This window comes from Rhizobium sp. RU35A, assembly GCF_900156005.1.
GTDB lineage: Bacteria > Pseudomonadota > Alphaproteobacteria > Rhizobiales > Rhizobiaceae > Neorhizobium > Neorhizobium straminoryzae.
The window spans coordinates 510,043-525,142 of sequence record NZ_FTMR01000002.1 but is presented as its reverse complement, the minus strand read 5'-3'; the positions used below and the strand labels follow the sequence as shown (position 1 = coordinate 525,142).

Here is a 15,100-nt window from a genome sequence, read left to right as displayed (position 1 = left end):
TCGGGCCTTGTTTCGAGGTGCTAATCTTCTCCCCGGTTCGCAGTCCGAAGGGCGATGCAGTGCAAGGGGAGCGACGCAAGATGCTGGACAGAAATCACAGAGCCAATCACCGGGAACGCAGCCTGCTTTCCAAGACGGGTTTCATGCGAGCGCTTTCGCCAAGCGCCCTCGCCCGCCTGCTGGACAGCGCGCACATCACCGCGCTTCCCGCACGCGCAACGATCTTCCGCGAAGGCGAGCCAGCCATGGCCTTCTACGCCTTGCTGAGCGGGTACGTGCGCCTTTACCGCGTCAGCCGCGATGGACGTCAGGCGGATATCCGCATCTGCGGGCCGGGCGATATCTTTGCCGAATGCCTGATCTATGGCGGAGACATCTATCGATTCAACGCACAGGCCGCGGAAAATGTCAGCCTGGCGCGGTTCGACATGCAGGATGTGCGCGAGCTTGCCGAACAGGACCCGACCGTTTCGAAGGCGATCATGGCAACGCTCTCCGACCATCTGCTGTCGACGATGGACTGCGTGGTCAATGACCGGCTCCACACCGCTCCGCAGCGGGTGGCAGACTATCTTCTGACCCGTTGCCCGAGCGACAACGGTCCGGCCTCGATCCGCCTGCCCTATCAGAAGAGCCTGCTGGCCGGCATGCTGGGGCTTGCGCCGGAAGCGCTCTCGCGCGCCTTCTCGTCGCTGCGCCGCACCGGCGTCACCGTGCGCGGCCGCGTCATCCAGATCGGCGACGTGGAGGCGTTGAAGGAAATATAGGCCAACCGGCCGCACGCCGATGCCCGGTCGCCGAAGACCGTCAGGCCGGGCTGAACCGCCAGACGTCACCGGCACGTTCAACCTGCACGAAACCGGAGACATGACCGCCGGAAGCCACCCAGTGCTCGCGGCTGGCGCGCGTGAAGATCGACCGGCGGCTCGCCGCTCCTGCGGCGGGATCGGCATCGTAGATGAAGCAGACATCGGGATCGGCAAGTTGCAGGGACGGCACATGGACCAGATCGCCCCAGAGCAGAAGCCGCCCGTCGCCTTCGCCGATGAGATAGCCGAAATGGCCAGGCGTGTGGCCCGGCATCGCAATCGCCTCGATGCCCTGCAGAACCGGGCCTTCCTCCACCGGCTTCACCCGGTCGCCGTAGGTTGCCAGCAACCGTGCCGCAATGTCGAAACCGCCACTGCGATAGGCGGGAACCGTGGCCTTCAGGGCGGCATTGCCGAAGAAATCGAGATCGGGTTTCGGCACATGGACGTCAGCATTCGGAAAATAGCGCCCCGTTTCGCCAAAAAGGCCGAGCGCATGATCGCCATGCAGGTGGGTCAGCAGCACGCGCACGACGTCGGCCGGCTGAATGCCGGCGGCGGCGAGCGCTTCCCGCCCCAGCCCGAGTTGCGGGCCCCAGAACGGTCCCGTTCCCGCATCGACGAGACTGATGCCGTCCGGCCCCTTGAGCACGAACAGGTTGACGTCCATGTCCACCGTCGGCTTTCCCCAAGCTGCGACCGCCGCATCCCGTGCCGCCTGACTGGTGGCATGGGAAAGGTGCTCGATCGGCGCCTGATAAACGCCGTCGACCAACACGCTCACCTCATAGGCGCCGAACCGCCGCGCCTCAGACATGCTGCAAACCGCCATGCGTTTCGAGGAAGCGGACGATGTGATCGACGCCCTCGCCGCGCTTCAGATCGGTGAAGACGAAAGGCATGCCGGCGCGCTGTCTGCTGGCGTCGCGGTCCATCACGTCGAGATCCGCCCCGACATAAGGGGCCAGATCCTTCTTGTTGATGACGAGCAGATCGGAGCGGGTGATGCCCGGGCCGCCCTTGCGGGGAATTTCCTCGCCCTGACAGGTGGAGATCACATAGATGGTGATGTCGGCCAAATCAGGCGAGAAGGTGGCTGCCAGATTGTCGCCGCCCGATTCGATGAAGACGACATCGAGATCCGGAAAGCGCTCGTTCAGCCCGGCAATCGCCTGCAGGTTGATCGTCGCATCCTCGCGGATGGCGGTATGCGGGCAGCCGCCGGTTTCCACGCCAACAATGCGGTCGGAGGAGAGCGCCTGCATGCGCACCAGCGCCTCCGCATCTTCCTTGGTGTAGATGTCATTGGTGACGACGGCGACGGAATACTGTTCGCGCATCGCCTTGCAGAGCTTTTCCGTCAAGGCCGTCTTGCCGGAGCCGACCGGCCCGCCAATGCCGACGCGAAGAGGTCCGTTTGCGGATGTCATGATTGCTATGCCCTTTCGAGTTCTGGGATCGCAGAATAGCGCCGTCGCTGCGGCGCACAAGGCGGCAAATTTCAGGACCGGAACAGACGCGAGACCTGCACCTCGTGCCGGAGCGAGGCGATGTCGGCCTGCACGGTTGCCGTGCCGAGATCGTCAGGACTGGCGCTTGCCGCCCGCGCCGCCACATCGGCCATCACCGGCTCCAGACGGGCCAGAATCGCCACCCCCTGTTGCTGGCCGGCGACCCCGAGGCGGATGCCGGCCGACACCCCTTGCGACAGCGCCGCATGCAGGAAGGCTGCCAGTGCCGGAACGGCGCCAATAGCATGCGCTTCCGCCACGGCACCAACCGCCACCGGATAGGGGCAGTCGCGTGGCAGGGCGGCGAACACGGGATGCGGCCAGGCGGTGGCGGCTGCGATAAAGGCACGGCCGAGCGACAGCGTTTCCAGATGCCGTTCCGCCGAGCCCGCCAGCGCGAGCCCCAGGTCGGCCAGTTCCGTCAGCGCCCCGGCGTCCCCCTTGGCAGCCTGTGCCTCAGCAAACAGAACCGCATCGTTCCACAGCGTTCCATGCGCCAGAAGCGTCGACAGCCACTGTTCCAGACTTGCCGCGTCGGTGACCAGGCGGTCGTGCACGGCCCGCTCCAGCCCCCCGGAATAGGCAAAGCCGCCGACCGGAAAGGCCGGCGAAAGCCAGGCCATCAGCCGCAGCAGGGCCTGCGTTTCCAGCGCTCCCGGCATCACGGCTCAATCGTGGTGATGGTCGTGGCCATGGTCATGGCCGTGCGCGTGATCATGGCTGTGGCCATGCCCATGATAGGCACCGCGGGCCGGCTGGAAGGGTTCTTCCACATCCGTCACCGTGGCGCCCAGCCCTTGCAGCATGGCGCGGATCACGTGATCGCGCAGAATGAGGATGCGGCCTTCTTCGATCTGTGCCGAGAGATGGCGGTTGCCGAGATGCCAGGCAAGTTCGATCAGATGCAGCGGCGAGCGCGCCTTCACCTCGAACAGCTTTTCCGCCGCCGCCTTCACTTCCACCGTATCGCCATTGTCCAGCACCAGCCGGTCGCCATCGTGGAACAGCACGGCCTCCTTCAGGTCCAGCATCACCATGTCACCATTCGAGAGATGCAGAAGCTTGCGGCGCAGGTGGCGCAGATCGTGCGGAAGCGTGACGGTATCGACGGGCGGATCGGACACTTCGCCGGCCGGACGATAGGAATGGACATGCTGCATGGGATTTCTGTTCCTGTGACTTCGCCGCCATCATTGCCAAGCCGGCCGCACCTGACAAGCGGGATTTTGCAATGCACAGGGGATGGACGGGAAGCGGCATCTCGAAGGCCCCCTCATCCGCCCTTCGGGCAATGGACGGGGCAGCGCATCGAAACGCACCGCCCCCACATAGAAACTCAGGCGGCTTCCTTGCGGCGCAGCGTCTCGAGAATGTTCTGCGGCGAGGAGACGCCGTAGGGATCGCTGTCGCAATTGTCGGAGAAGCCTTCCTCCTCGAACCACTGCTCGACCACGCCATTGTTGATGACGGCGGCATAGCGCCAGGAACGCAGGCCGAAGCCGAGATTGTCCTTGGCGACCAGCATGCCCATCTTGCGGGTGAACTCGCCGGAACCGTCAGGGATCAGCTTGACGTTTTCCAGACCCTGCGACTTGCCCCAGGCATTCATGACGAAGGCATCGTTGACGGAGATGCAGTAGATCTCGTCAATGCCTTCCGCCTGGAAGTCCGGATAGAGCTTTTCAAAATCCGGCAGCTGGTAGGTGGAGCAGGTGGGCGTAAACGCGCCCGGCAACGAGAACAGCACGACGCGCTTGCCGGCGAAGTAATCGCTCGACGTTACGTCCTGCCAGCGGAAGGGGTTGGGACCGCCAATCGATTCATCGCGAACGCGCGTGCGGAAGGTAACATCGGGCACCCTGCGGCCAATCAGCATGGTTCATCTCCTTGAAATTGATAGCGCCCCGGCACATGTGCGGGCTTAACCTACCCTTCCCCCTTAGTGAATTTTTGCGTGCAGCGCAGCATGGAAGGCCGATTTCAACAGCGGCGCATGGGAGCCATGCATAACGCGCATGACGTAAAAGGTGACCGACTGCATCGTCGCAGGCTTCCCATCACCGTCCTTGCGGCAAAACGCTCTCACAGCGCCTTGCGGAAATAGACCACCCGCTGGGTCTCCTGAAAGCCCCAGGCAGCATGAGCCTCATGCGAGACAAGGTTCTCAAGTCTCGCATCCGAGCAGAGTTCCACATATCCCTCTGCCTGCAATTCCGCTTGGATGGCGGAGAGAAGTGCCGCGCCGACACCCAGACGCCGCACCGCCGGCTCCACCCATATTCCTTCCAGAAACGGCACCGGGGTCTGCGTACAGCCATTGGCATAATCGCGAATCGAGACCTCGGCAAAACCGTAGGCCTCACCGGTCGACCCGGCGGCAAGATAGGCCCGATGACGGACATTACCGACCATGGTGACGATCTCCGCACGATGGCCGTCGAGATCAAGGCTCTGCCACAGGCAGGCGCGCATGCGGGACCACACGTCCAGATCCGTCCCGGTCATTTTTCGGATTTCGATGGTCATCGTCGTACCGGTCGACAAAAGAAACAAAGGTAGGCGAGGAACGGAAGAAACAGGCGATCTTTGCGTCTCAGTCTCTGCTTTCCCGCCCGTGCCAAATCCGGACCACGATCAGAGTGTCCTGCGCCTCGTCCAATCTGTAACGAAGAACATAGGCGCCATTGCCGAATGGAATGAAGAGCTGGCGGTCGCCCGGCCGCCCCTCCACTTCCACACCAAGCTTCGGAGTGTCCCGGAGACGAAAAAAGCCGCCCCTGATCGCCAGCATAGCTTTTTGCGCCGCAAGAGGATTCCGCACCAAGAGAAAGCTGCGAAGACGGATAAGATCCTCCCTGGCCTCAGGCAGAACAACAATCTTCACGCAGCGCCGGCCGCCTTATGACCTGCCTCGTCAGCCAAAGACTGAAGCTCCACCATCATGTCCTCGAAGGAAATGCATTCGCCGGTCTCCAGATATCTCGCCCATCGGCGATCATCCTCGGCGAACTCAGCCTCCTGGCGCTCCACATCCTCCGCATGATGCCGCAAAACGCTTTCCGCCAGTTCAGACACGGTCGAGCCTTCGCGTTCCGCGATGACCGCGAGACGCTTTTTCAAATCACCGTCGATGCTGACAGTCTCCTTGATGCTCATGCGACATCCTAGCACAGCCCATCGGCGGACCAAAGAGGCTCTCAAAACAGGAAATACCGCTGCGCCATCGGCAGCACGGTAGCGGGCTCGCAGGTCAGCAGCTCGCCGTCGGCGCGCACCTCGTAGGTTTCCGGATCGACTTCCACATGCGGCGTCAGGTCGTTGTGGATCATCGACTTCTTGGAAATGCCGCCGCGGGTGTTCTTCACCGCCACCAGCTGCTTGGCAACGCCAAGACGGTTGGCAAGGCCGGCATCGAGCGCTGCCTGCGAGACGAAGGTGACGGACGAGTTCGTGCGGGCCTTGCCATAGGCGCCGAACATCGGGCGGTAATGCACCGGCTGCGGCGTCGGGATCGAGGCGTTCGGATCGCCCATGGGGGCTGCCGCAATCACGCCACCCATCAGCACCATGTCCGGCTTCACGCCGAAAAAGGCCGGGTTCCAGATCACGAGGTCGGCGCGCTTGCCGACTTCCACCGAGCCGATCTCGTGGGAAACGCCATGGGCGATCGCCGGGTTGATCGTGTATTTCGCCACATAGCGCTTGACGCGGAAATTGTCGTTGTCGCCGGTTTCCTGGGCAAGCGCGCCGCGCTGGCGCTTCATCTTGTCGGCCGTCTGCCAGGTGCGGATGATCACCTCGCCGACGCGGCCCATGGCCTGGCTGTCCGAGGAGATGATCGAGAAGGCGCCGATATCGTGCAGGATGTCTTCCGCCGCAATGGTTTCCTTGCGGATACGGCTTTCGGCAAAGGCGATGTCTTCGGGGATCGACGGCGACAGGTGATGGCAGACCATCAGCATGTCGAGATGTTCCGCGAGCGTGTTGACCGTGTAGGGCCGCGTCGGGTTGGTGGAGGACGGGATGACGTTCAGCTCGCCGCAGATCTTGATAATGTCCGGCGCGTGACCGCCGCCTGCCCCTTCCGTGTGGAAGGCGTGAATGGTGCGGCCCTTGATGGCGCCGACCGTATCTTCCACGAAGCCGCTTTCGTTCAGCGTGTCGGTGTGGATCATCACCTGCACGTCATACTGGTCGGCGACCGAGAGGCAGCAGTCGATGGCGCCCGGCGTCGTGCCCCAGTCCTCATGCAGCTTCAGCGAGGTGGCGCCCGCCAGCACCATTTCCTCCAGCGCGCCGGGCAGCGAGGCATTGCCCTTGCCGGCAAAAGCAAGGTTCATCGGGAAGGCGTCGGCCGCCTCGATCATCCGGGCAATATGCCAGGGGCCGGGCGTGCAGGTGGTGGCAAGCGTGCCATGCGCGGGGCCGGTGCCGCCGCCCAGCATGCAGGTGAGGCCGCTCATCAGCGCTTCCTCGATCTGCTGCGGGCAGATGAAGTGGATATGCGCATCCATGCCGCCGGCGGTCACGATCTTGCCCTCGCCGGCAATCGCTTCGGTGCCGGGGCCGACAATGATGTTGACGCCCGGCTGCGTATCCGGGTTGCCGGCCTTGCCGATCGCGACGATGCGGCCGTCCTTGAGCCCGATATCGGCCTTCACGATGCCGGAATGATCGACGATCACCGCATTGGTGATCACGGTATCGACGGCCCCGTTGGCACGGGTCACCTGGCTCTGGCCCATGCCGTCGCGGATCACCTTGCCGCCGCCGAACTTCACCTCCTCGCCATAGGTGGTGAAATCCTTCTCCACCTCGATGAAGAGTTCGGTATCGGCAAGGCGCACCTTGTCGCCGATGGTCGGGCCGAACATGCTGGCATAGGCGGCGCGGGAAATCTTGTAGGGCATGGGCTTGCTCGCTCCAGTCTCGCAGTCGGGCTGCCGGCGCCCCTCGCGCCGGACAAGCCCCGGTCATTGTTGGCCGATCGTCTCGGCAAGTTGTTTCAGTTCGTCGGTTCGCACTTCGCTGAGTTCCGCCTTGCAGGCGATCACCAGCATGGGTTCCATCGTGCCGCCGCGGGCGGCAAAACCTTCCGCCGTGCACTGGCCGTCGCGATAGGCGATCCAGGCGCGTTGGGCGGCCAGCAAGGCCTGCTCGCCACCGCGTTGCTCGGCACTGAGGCTCGCATCGCGATCGGCCATCGCCTTGCGGGTCAGCATCCACTGGGCATTCAGGCCCGCATCGGCCTTCTCGAAATCCTTCTGCGCGCACAGCGTCATGTCCGCCTGGGTCACGGCCTTGTCGCAGGCAACTGTCGGCTCCTCGGCGGAACTCGGTCCGTCCACCAGCAGCACGCAGCCGCACAGCATGGAGAGAAGGGCCAGTTTCATGCGCGGCGTACCCTTTCGAAGGCTCTAGAGCTTGCCCATCACCTGCTGGCGAAAACCATAGACCTCGCGCTTGCCGGAGAGCGGAATGAGGGTGACCTCCCGCGTCTGCCCCGGCTCGAAACGCACGGCAGTGCCGGCCGGAATGTCGAGCCGCATGCCGCGCGCCTTGTCGCGCTCGAAGGAGAGACCGGCATTGGTCTCGAAGAAATGATAGTGGCTGCCCACCTGCACCGGACGGTCGCCGGTATTGGCGACCGCCAGCGTCACCGTCGGCTGGCCGGCATTCAGTTCGATCTCGCCCTTGGCGGATATGATTTCACCGGGGATCATCGGCGTCTCCTCAAGCCTGTCAGCGGATCGGTTCGTGGACGGTCACCAGCTTGGTGCCATCCGGAAAGGTCGCTTCCACCTGCACGTCGTGGATCATCTCGGCAATGCCTTCCATCACCTGGTCGCGGGTCACCACATGGGCGCCTGCTTCCATCAGGTCGGCCACGGCGCGGCCGTCGCGGGCGCCTTCCACGACGAAATCGGTGATCAGCGCAATGGCTTCCGGATAGTTCAGCTTCACGCCGCGCTCCAGCCGCCGGCGGGCGACGATTGCCGCCATGGAGATCAGGAGCTTGTCTTTTTCTCTCGGGCTGAGGTTCATGGGTTCCCCAAATTTTCTGCTTTACGTGTTCCAGACTTTCGGCACTGGCGCGCCGTTTCGCAAGAGCGAAATGACAGGCACAAGAATTTTTCTCAGGGAGAAACCGTCCTGCGCGGCAAGCCGGACGATCAGCTTGTCCTGCCAATGGCTTGCCCCCGCATAGCCGGCTTCGAGCAGAGGCCGCAGACGCGGCAGGAAGGCCTCGCAGGCGGGGCCGGAATAGAAGACGGTGGCGAAGGCGACCTTGCCGGAGAGAACCGCAGGCTGGTCGCCGAGCGTTGCGATCTCGCCCTCCAGCCGCACCTCCTCGGCATGGATCAGGCGGCCCGCGCGGCGAATGCGCCAGCGATCGCGAAACAGGCCGCGTTCGGTTCGTTCACCCCTTGCGGTGCGGCCGAGAATGATCGCCTCGACGGCGAGAAATTCGGCGCTCGGCGCCAGATCGACGGAGAGTTCGCGCGTCAGCGAGGCGCGGTCGAACAGGATGCTTTCCTGCGGCAGCCAGGCGACCTTCGCCCCCTCGCCGACCTCCACATGGCTGGAGAGAAACGCCGTATCGGCGGCCGCCTTGTAGATCTTCTCGTTGGCCTGCGTGGTCACGGTCACCTCCGTGCCGGGCCCGGCGCTGAGGCTCCAGTTGAGCCGATCCCCGCCGGTCAAGCCGCCGGAACTGTTGATGAGGATCGCCTCAAGCGAATGATCGAAGGTTTCGGGCAGGCGGATCTTGCCGCAGCCTTCCTGGAACAGTTCGGCAAGCCGGGTGCGGCCCGCCAGCTGCTTCGTTACAAGGCGCCCTTTACCCCGAGCCCGCTGCGGCGCGGCTCCGCCGGCTTGCTGTTGCTGCACGTCATCCCCTCGGCCGTCTGGCCCTCGGTATTCTGGTCTATGGTTGCCGCGTCACCGCAGGCCGCCACCGCCTTCAGCGACGGTTGTGCCGGGTTGACGGTTGCGACCACATTCTGCTGGTCGGCCCGGCGGAAGAAGTCCCACATCCGCGCGGCCGGATCAATATTCGGATCGAAACCCGGGCGGCGCACCGCAGAGACCTGTACGACGCCCGCCGCATCGGTCTTGCTGGCAGCCGCCATCATGCCGGCATTCGGCTGTGGCCGCGGCCAGTCATGCGTGCCTTCGGCAAATTCGAAGGTGGCGATGCGCGCGCCCTTGCCACAGGCATCGTAAAGGCTGAAGGTCACGCCGCCTGCCGTCTCCGCCGTCGCCTTGCCCTTGCAGCCGTCCAGTTCCGTCCAGCGCTGCAGTGCCGCATGGAACCCATATTGCCAATAGGCCTTGCCGCCGCCGGCATAGGGATTCGATTCGTCCTTCACCCCGTGAAAGGCCATGATCGAGACCGGGCGGGCCGGCTGGCAGCTGGTGGCATCCGGCACCCAGCGACCGTCGCGCCGCTCGGTCGGAAGCCCGGCGCGCAGGGAATTGACGAAGCCCGCGCCGGCAAAACCCTCGCCGCCTGCGCACAGATAGGCCGAGATCATGCGCCCGCCGCCGGAATAGCCGGAGGCATAGATGCGGTCGGGGTCGACGCAGTAATCCTGCTTCACCTCGGCAAGGGCCGCCTTGATGAAAGCCACCTCATCCAGCCCGCCCTCGCGAAAGGTGACGCCCGGCACGTTCCAGGCAAAGGTGCCGGGGGCCGAGCCGGACAGGCTGCCCTGCGGGGCGAACACGATGAAGCCCTCGCGCTCGGCCACCTTGTCCCAGGAACTGCGCTGCATCTGGGCGCGCGGAAAGCTGTTGCTGCCGTGGAAATCGAAGACCACGGCCATCTTCTTGTCGCCGGTATAGGCGGGGGGCAGATAGGCCACACCCTGGCGCGTCACGCCCTCCACCTGCAGGGACACGTCATGATAGCCGGCCTGCTGCGGCACGCCGCAGGCAGCCGAGGCCACCACGGTGCCGCCCATGAGAAGGCTCCCGGTCAAAACCAGCCGGGCGAAAGCCCGCTGCGGGAACCGTCCCAAGCGAAATCCATATGCCATCAAGCGCCTCGTAGGGGGAAAGGGCGTAAAAACCGACGACCTGTTAGGTTAAACCGCGCTCGATCTATCATATTAGATACTTCTATTGAACGGCCTTTCGAAAGAAGGCAGCCATGCGATAAAATTGCATCACACTGTCAGATGCCGCCTCGCCTCCGCCGTATCCAGCGTCTCGGCCGGCCCCTCATGCACGATTTCCCCACGATCCATGATGTAGACGTGATCCGCAAGCTCCCGGCAGAAATCGAGATACTGTTCCACAAGCAGGATGGCCATGCCAGTGGAATCGCGCAGATATTTGATCGCCCGGCCGATATCCTTGATGATCGAAGGCTGGATGCCCTCGGTCGGCTCGTCGAGCACGAGGATCTTCGGGCGCGTGACCATGGCACGGCCGATGGCGAGCTGCTGCTGCTGGCCGCCGGACAGATCGCCGCCACGCCGCGACAGCATGGAATTCAACACCGGAAACAGGGCGAAGATATCATCAGGGATGAAGCGTTCCTTGCGCGGCAAGGGCGCAAAGCCCGTCTCCAGATTTTCCTTGACCGTCAGCAGCGGAAAGATCTCGCGGCCCTGCGGCACATAGCCGATGCCGTGCTTGGCGCGCGCATAGGGCGCGAGGCCGTTCAGCACCTCGCCGTTGAAGCTGATCGTGCCGGCACTCACGCCATGCTGGCCGGTGATGGCGCGCAGAAGCGAGGACTTGCCCACGCCGTTTCGCCCCAGAACGCAGGTGATCTTGCCCATGGGTGCGGCGATCGATACGCCCCGCAGCGCCTGTGCCGCGCCATAGTGAAGATTGATGGTATCGACTGTCAGCATGCTGCGCCTCCCTTCTTGCTTGAAAGCGAGGGGCTACCCCCCTCTGCCCTGCCGGGCATCTCTGCAACGATGTGAGGCACGGGATTGGGTAAACAGACCCCTCCCCACAAGGAGGAAAGGGGCTTACCCTGCCTCATCGCCTGCGCCCCCATGGGGCCGAGGCGGCACCGCGAAAGGTCTCCCCCCTTGTGGGGGAGATGGCGGCAGCCAGAGGGGGTTAAAGGCAACAGGTTCCGCATCGCCCTCACCGCCCCAGATAGTTTTCGATGACCTTCGGATCGTTCGATACGAAATCGATCGAGCCTTCGGCCAGCACCGAACCTTCGGCAAGACACGTCACCTTCACGCCGAGATCGCGGATGAAGCCCATGTCGTGCTCGACCACCACCACCGAACGGCTTTTGGCGATTTCCTTGAGCAGGATGGCGGTTTCGGCGGTTTCGGCGTCGGTCATGCCGGCCACGGGTTCATCGACCAGCAGGAGCTTCGGCTCCTGCGCCAGAAGCATGCCGATCTCCAGCCATTGCTTCTGGCCGTGGCTGAGGCTTGCCGCCAGCTCGTCGCGACGATGGGTGAGACGGATGGTGGCAAGAATTTCTTCGATGCGGTCGCGATCCTCGGCCGTCAGCCGGTAGAACAGCGTGGCGAACACGCCGCGCTTGCGGTTCAGCGCCAGTTCCAGATTGTCCCAGACGGTGTGGCTTTCGAACACCGTCGGCTTCTGGAACTTGCGGCCGATGCCGAGCTGGGCGATGTCGGCCTCATCCTTCTTGGTGAGATCGATCAGATCCTCGAACACCACCTGTCCGGTGTCAGGCCGGGTCTTGCCGGTGATGATGTCCATCATCGTCGTCTTGCCGGCACCGTTCGGGCCGATGATCGCCCGCAATTCGCCGGGCTCCACGACGAAGGAGAGCGAATTCAGTGCCTTGAAACCATCGAAGGAGACGGAGACGCCATCGAGGTAAAGGAGCGATTTCGGTCGGGTTTCGCTTCTGACGAGGTTCATCGGGTCTACTCCGCAGCCTGGACCTGGGACGGGGCCCGGTCATCGTTTTCACTGGCGTCCCTGCCGGCTGCCGCCTTCACCGCCCGCCGCGCCGCAAGGACGGACTGGACGGTGCCGACGATGCCTTTCGGCAAAAGCAGCGTCACACCGATGAACAGCGCACCCAGCGCATAGAGCCACAGTTCCGGGAAGGCGCCGGTGAAGAAGCTCTTGCCGCCATTGACCAGCACAGCGCCGATGATCGGGCCGATCAGCGTGCCGCGCCCGCCAACCGCCGTCCACACCACCACCTCGATGGAATTGGCCGGCGCGAATTCACCCGGATTGATGATGCCGACCTGCGGCACGAACAGCGCGCCGGCAATGCCCGCCATCATGGCCGAGACGACGAAGGTGAAAAGCTTGATGTCTTCCACGCGAAAGCCCAGGAAGCGCACACGGCTTTCGGCATCGCGCACGCCGACCAGCACCTTGCCGAATTTCGAGCGGGTGATGGCGGAGGCAAGCACCAGGCAGAGCGCCAGCATCAGTGCGGAGAGCGCAAACAGCACGGCGCGCGTACCATCCGCCTGCACGGAGAAGCCGAGGATTTCCTTGTAGTCGGTCAGGCCATTATTGCCACCAAACCCCATGTCGTTGCGGAAGAAGGAGAGCATCAGCGCATAGGTCATCGCCTGGGTGATGATCGAGAGATAGACGCCGTTGACGCGCGAGCGGAAGGCAAACCAGCCGAACACGAAGGCCAGCAGCCCCGGGACGACGACAACCATCAGCATCGCGAACCAGAACATGTCGAAGCCATGCCAGAACCAGGGCAGTTCCTTCCAGTTGAGGAACACCATGAAATCGGGCAGCAGCGGATTGCCATAGACGCCGCGGCTGCCGATCTGGCGCATCAGATACATGCCCATGGCATAGCCGCCGAGGGCAAAAAAGGCGCCGTGGCCGAGCGAGAGAATGCCGCAATAGCCCCAGACCAGATCGAGCGCCAGCGCCAGCAGCGCATAGCACAGATACTTGCCCATCAGCGACATGGCATAGGTTGGGACATGCAGGGCGCTGTCGGGCGAAAGGAGCAGATTGCTGGCCGGAATGGCCAGGGCCACGGCCGCCAGAACAGCAACCGTCATGACGATGCGACCTTCCAGTGCGCGCAAGATGAAGCTGGTGATCATGCTTCCACCGCCCTTCCCTTCAGCGCGAACAGGCCGCGCGGTCTCTTCTGGATGAACAGGATGATCAGAACGAGCACGAGGATCTTGCCGAGCACGGCGCCGGTCCACGGCTCGAGGAACTTGTTGAGCACACCGAGCGACAGCGCGCCGACCAGCGTGCCCCAGAGATTGCCGACGCCACCGAACACCACGACCATGAAGCTGTCGATGATGTAGGACTGGCCGAGGTTGGGGGAGACGTTGTCGATCTGCGACAGCGCCACCCCGGCAATGCCGGCGATGCCGGAACCGAGCGCAAAGGTGAAGGCATCGACCCAGGGCGTGCGGATGCCCATGGAGGAGGCCATGCGGCGGTTCTGGGTGACGGCGCGCATCTGCAGGCCGAAGGCGGAGCGCTTCATCAGCACCAGCAAGCCGATGAAGATCGACAGCGAGAAGACAACGATCCACAGACGGTTCCAGGTGACCTGCATCTCGCCTAGCTGGAAGGCGCCGGACATCCAGGAGGGATTGCCGACCTCGCGGTTCGTCGGCCCAAAGATCGAGCGGACCAGTTGCTGCAGCACGAGGGAAATACCCCAGGTGGCCAGCAGGGTTTCCAGCGGCCGGCCATAGAGGAAGCGGATCACGCCGCGTTCGATGACAAGGCCGACGGCAGCGGTGACGAGGAAGGCGACCGGCAGCGCAATTGCCAGCGACCAGTCGAACAGATGCGGCGCCGAGGTGCGGATCGCCTCCTGCACCACATAGGTGGAATAGGCGCCGAGCATCACCATCTCGCCATGCGCCATGTTGATGATGCCCATCACGCCGAAGGTGATGGCAAGGCCTATGGCCGCCAGCAGCAGCACCGAACCGAGAGACAGGCCGTACCAGACGTTCTGCCCCATGTCCCAGAAGGCAAGCGTCGTCTGGATGCGGGCAACGGCAGCGTTCACGGCGGGCTTGAGGCCCGGATCCATCGTGGCGGATGCGGTCAGCAGCAGGCTGATCGCATCGCGGCCGCCAATCCGGGCGATGGTATCGATGGCGGCATTCTTTTCCTCGATCGAACGGTCGGACACCAGTACGGAGGCGGCGCGCGCCTCTTCCATGCGGGCCTTCACCTCGCGGTCGGCCTCCTTGGCAAGGGCCGTTTCGAGAAGCGCCAGGTTTTCCGCGGATGGCGCGCGCAAGACGGCATCGGCGGCCGAAAGACGCGCCGCACGATCCGGGCTCATCAGCGTCAGGCCGCCGGTGGCCGCCCGAAGGACGCGGCGCAGCGTGTTGTTGATCTTCAGCTTGTTCAGCGCGCCCTTCGGCGCCTCGCCGACACTCTCGCCGCTCAAGGGATCGATCAGCGCCAGATTGGCGCCGGCAGGTTTGGTGATGAAAACAGCGCCATCGGATTTGCGGGCATAAAGATCGCCGTCGCCGAAGGCATTCAGCGCCGGCACCACGCGTGGATCGCCGGTTGCCGCGATCTGGCCGATCAGATCCTCGGCCTGCTTGAAATCAGCCTTGCCGAGCGCATCGATCAACGCCTTCGGATCGGACTGGGCAAGCGAGGGCGCAACAAGCGCGAGGAGGAGGAAAAGGGTTGAAAGGAAAAGTCGCAACATGATCGTAGCCCCTTCTTGCAGCGGACACAGATTGCGCCGCGCGTGGGGCTCACCCCCCTCTGCCCTGCCGGGCATCTCCCCCTCAAGGGGGAGATCGGCAGGGCAGAGGGGGGTAAGCTTGGTCCAGA

Annotated in this window: 19 protein-coding genes; 1 reads left to right on the top strand and 18 read right to left on the bottom strand. The window is 63.7% G+C overall.

All coding sequences use genetic code 11. From position 1 onward, the window contains the following. Positions 1-80 precede the first annotated feature (80 nt). Positions 81-767, top strand: a complete 687-nt coding sequence (locus F3H95_RS07080; RefSeq protein WP_143126782.1) for a Crp/Fnr family transcriptional regulator — start codon at positions 81-83, stop codon at positions 765-767. Between the two features lie 40 nt (positions 768-807). Here the strand turns inward: F3H95_RS07080 and F3H95_RS07075 are convergent, their stop codons facing one another. From F3H95_RS07075 to urtB, 18 genes are all read right to left on the bottom strand, one after another. Then, complete coding sequence (locus F3H95_RS07075; protein ID WP_149745387.1) at positions 808-1,626, bottom strand: MBL fold metallo-hydrolase; 819 nt, start codon at positions 1,624-1,626, stop codon at positions 808-810. Then, entirely contained in the window at positions 1,619-2,239 is a 621-nt protein-coding gene (ureG, locus tag F3H95_RS07070; RefSeq protein ID WP_143126780.1) for an urease accessory protein UreG, read from the bottom strand. Before ureG ends, F3H95_RS07075 begins: the two co-directional genes overlap by 8 nt. A 71-nt stretch (positions 2,240-2,310) precedes the next feature. Continuing rightward, positions 2,311-2,982: an urease accessory protein UreF gene (locus F3H95_RS07065; RefSeq protein ID WP_149745386.1), complete on the bottom strand. Its 672-nt coding sequence runs from the start codon at positions 2,980-2,982 to the stop codon at positions 2,311-2,313. Positions 2,983-2,988: 6 nt separating this feature from the next. Continuing rightward, positions 2,989-3,480 (bottom strand): urease accessory protein UreE, encoded by a 492-nt coding sequence (ureE, locus tag F3H95_RS07060; RefSeq protein ID WP_143126778.1) that lies wholly within the window; start codon positions 3,478-3,480, stop codon positions 2,989-2,991. Between the two features lie 176 nt (positions 3,481-3,656). After that, entirely contained in the window at positions 3,657-4,193 is a 537-nt protein-coding gene (locus F3H95_RS07055; protein ID WP_188134337.1) for a peroxiredoxin, read from the bottom strand. Positions 4,194-4,402: 209 nt separating this feature from the next. Further along, positions 4,403-4,846 (bottom strand): GNAT family N-acetyltransferase, encoded by a 444-nt coding sequence (locus tag F3H95_RS07050; protein WP_149745384.1) that lies wholly within the window; start codon positions 4,844-4,846, stop codon positions 4,403-4,405. Between the two features lie 67 nt (positions 4,847-4,913). Further along, positions 4,914-5,204 carry a type II toxin-antitoxin system RelE/ParE family toxin gene (locus F3H95_RS07045; RefSeq protein ID WP_149745383.1) on the bottom strand — a complete coding sequence of 97 codons (291 nt, stop codon included), beginning with the start codon at positions 5,202-5,204 and terminating at the stop codon, positions 4,914-4,916. Continuing rightward, the gene (locus tag F3H95_RS07040; protein WP_149745382.1) at positions 5,201-5,476 is read right to left on the bottom strand and encodes a ribbon-helix-helix protein, CopG family; all 276 of its coding nucleotides are present in this window, start codon (positions 5,474-5,476) and stop codon (positions 5,201-5,203) included. Before F3H95_RS07040 ends, F3H95_RS07045 begins: the two co-directional genes overlap by 4 nt. Before the next feature lie 41 nt (positions 5,477-5,517). Beyond that, positions 5,518-7,230 carry an urease subunit alpha gene (ureC, locus tag F3H95_RS07035; RefSeq protein WP_149745381.1) on the bottom strand — a complete coding sequence of 571 codons (1,713 nt, stop codon included), beginning with the start codon at positions 7,228-7,230 and terminating at the stop codon, positions 5,518-5,520. 63 nt (positions 7,231-7,293) lie between these two features. Further along, a complete protein-coding gene (locus tag F3H95_RS07030; protein ID WP_149745380.1) occupies positions 7,294-7,713 on the bottom strand; it encodes a lysozyme inhibitor LprI family protein in 420 nt (139 codons plus the stop codon). Positions 7,714-7,737: 24 nt separating this feature from the next. Further along, positions 7,738-8,043 (bottom strand): urease subunit beta, encoded by a 306-nt coding sequence (locus F3H95_RS07025; RefSeq protein WP_143126771.1) that lies wholly within the window; start codon positions 8,041-8,043, stop codon positions 7,738-7,740. Between the two features lie 19 nt (positions 8,044-8,062). After that, on the bottom strand, positions 8,063-8,365 hold the full coding sequence (locus F3H95_RS07020) for an urease subunit gamma (RefSeq protein WP_143126770.1): 303 nt from the start codon (positions 8,363-8,365) through the stop codon (positions 8,063-8,065). Between the two features lie 21 nt (positions 8,366-8,386). Further along, complete coding sequence (locus tag F3H95_RS07015; protein WP_143126769.1) at positions 8,387-9,211, bottom strand: urease accessory protein UreD; 825 nt, start codon at positions 9,209-9,211, stop codon at positions 8,387-8,389. Then, entirely contained in the window at positions 9,148-10,287 is a 1,140-nt protein-coding gene (locus tag F3H95_RS07010) for a PHB depolymerase family esterase (RefSeq protein WP_188134312.1), read from the bottom strand. Before F3H95_RS07010 ends, F3H95_RS07015 begins: the two co-directional genes overlap by 64 nt. A gap of 204 nt (positions 10,288-10,491) precedes the next feature. After that, complete coding sequence (gene urtE / locus F3H95_RS07005) at positions 10,492-11,187, bottom strand: urea ABC transporter ATP-binding subunit UrtE (RefSeq protein ID WP_149745378.1); 696 nt, start codon at positions 11,185-11,187, stop codon at positions 10,492-10,494. 244 nt (positions 11,188-11,431) lie between these two features. Next, positions 11,432-12,196 (bottom strand): urea ABC transporter ATP-binding protein UrtD, encoded by a 765-nt coding sequence (gene urtD / locus F3H95_RS07000; protein WP_149745377.1) that lies wholly within the window; start codon positions 12,194-12,196, stop codon positions 11,432-11,434. A 5-nt stretch (positions 12,197-12,201) separates the two neighbouring features. Beyond that, positions 12,202-13,371, bottom strand: coding sequence for an urea ABC transporter permease subunit UrtC (urtC, locus tag F3H95_RS06995; RefSeq protein ID WP_149745376.1), 1,170 nt, complete (start codon positions 13,369-13,371; stop codon positions 12,202-12,204). After that, the gene (gene urtB, locus F3H95_RS06990) at positions 13,368-14,972 is read right to left on the bottom strand and encodes an urea ABC transporter permease subunit UrtB (RefSeq protein ID WP_188134311.1); all 1,605 of its coding nucleotides are present in this window, start codon (positions 14,970-14,972) and stop codon (positions 13,368-13,370) included. Before urtB ends, urtC begins: the two co-directional genes overlap by 4 nt. Positions 14,973-15,100 lie beyond the last annotated feature (128 nt).

Coding starts and splice junctions, on each gene's coding strand:
- F3H95_RS07010 (WP_188134312.1), bottom strand. CDS start 10,287: ATGGGCGGCACCGTGGTGGCCTCGGCTGCCTGCGGCGTGCCGCAGCAG.
- F3H95_RS07050 (WP_149745384.1), bottom strand. CDS start 4,846: ATGACCATCGAAATCCGAAAAATGACCGGGACGGATCTGGACGTGTGG.
- urtC (WP_149745376.1), bottom strand. CDS start 13,371: ATGATCACCAGCTTCATCTTGCGCGCACTGGAAGGTCGCATCGTCATG.
- urtE (WP_149745378.1), bottom strand. CDS start 11,187: ATGCTGACAGTCGATACCATCAATCTTCACTATGGCGCGGCACAGGCG.
- ureC (WP_149745381.1), bottom strand. CDS start 7,230: ATGCCCTACAAGATTTCCCGCGCCGCCTATGCCAGCATGTTCGGCCCG.
- F3H95_RS07040 (WP_149745382.1), bottom strand. CDS start 5,476: ATGAGCATCAAGGAGACTGTCAGCATCGACGGTGATTTGAAAAAGCGT.
- F3H95_RS07080 (WP_143126782.1), top strand. CDS start 81: ATGCTGGACAGAAATCACAGAGCCAATCACCGGGAACGCAGCCTGCTT.
- ureE (WP_143126778.1), bottom strand. CDS start 3,480: ATGCAGCATGTCCATTCCTATCGTCCGGCCGGCGAAGTGTCCGATCCG.
- urtB (WP_188134311.1), bottom strand. CDS start 14,972: ATGTTGCGACTTTTCCTTTCAACCCTTTTCCTCCTCCTCGCGCTTGTT.
- F3H95_RS07020 (WP_143126770.1), bottom strand. CDS start 8,365: ATGAACCTCAGCCCGAGAGAAAAAGACAAGCTCCTGATCTCCATGGCG.
- ureG (WP_143126780.1), bottom strand. CDS start 2,239: ATGACATCCGCAAACGGACCTCTTCGCGTCGGCATTGGCGGGCCGGTC.
- F3H95_RS07065 (WP_149745386.1), bottom strand. CDS start 2,982: ATGCCGGGAGCGCTGGAAACGCAGGCCCTGCTGCGGCTGATGGCCTGG.
- F3H95_RS07075 (WP_149745387.1), bottom strand. CDS start 1,626: ATGTCTGAGGCGCGGCGGTTCGGCGCCTATGAGGTGAGCGTGTTGGTC.
- urtD (WP_149745377.1), bottom strand. CDS start 12,196: ATGAACCTCGTCAGAAGCGAAACCCGACCGAAATCGCTCCTTTACCTC.
- F3H95_RS07030 (WP_149745380.1), bottom strand. CDS start 7,713: ATGAAACTGGCCCTTCTCTCCATGCTGTGCGGCTGCGTGCTGCTGGTG.
- F3H95_RS07025 (WP_143126771.1), bottom strand. CDS start 8,043: ATGATCCCCGGTGAAATCATATCCGCCAAGGGCGAGATCGAACTGAAT.